A 507-nucleotide genomic window follows, 5' to 3' on the forward strand; every position below is an offset into this window, starting at 1 on the left:
TGAGGACAGTGCCTGGTGGGTAGTTTGACTGGGGCGGTCTCCTCCCAAAGAGTAACGGAGGAGCACGAAGGTTGGCTAAGTACGGTCGGACATCGTACGGTTAGTGCAATGGCATAAGCCAGCTTAACTGCGAGACATACACGTCGAGCAGGTACGAAAGTAGGTCATAGTGATCCGGTGGTTCTGAATGGAAGGGCCATCGCTCAACGGATAAAAGGTACTCCGGGGATAACAGGCTGATACCGCCCAAGAGTTCATATCGACGGCGGTGTTTGGCACCTCGATGTCGGCTCATCACATCCTGGGGCTGAAGTCGGTCCCAAGGGTATGGCTGTTCGCCATTTAAAGTGGTACGCGAGCTGGGTTCAGAACGTCGTGAGACAGTTCGGTCCCTATCTGCCGTGGGCGTTGGATGATTGAAGGGAGCTGCTCCTAGTACGAGAGGACCGGAGTGGACGAACCGCTGGTGTTCGGGTTGTCATGCCAATGGCATTGCCCGGTAGCTAC

The 507-nt window shown here is 55.4% G+C and carries 1 rRNA gene; it reads left to right on the forward strand.

What is annotated here, in order from left to right:
• A 23S ribosomal RNA gene (locus IEY03_RS17045) occupies window positions 1-507 on the forward strand; the annotation flags it as partial.

Source organism: Shewanella aestuarii (assembly GCF_014647215.1).
Taxonomy (GTDB): Bacteria; Pseudomonadota; Gammaproteobacteria; order Enterobacterales; family Shewanellaceae; genus Shewanella; species Shewanella aestuarii.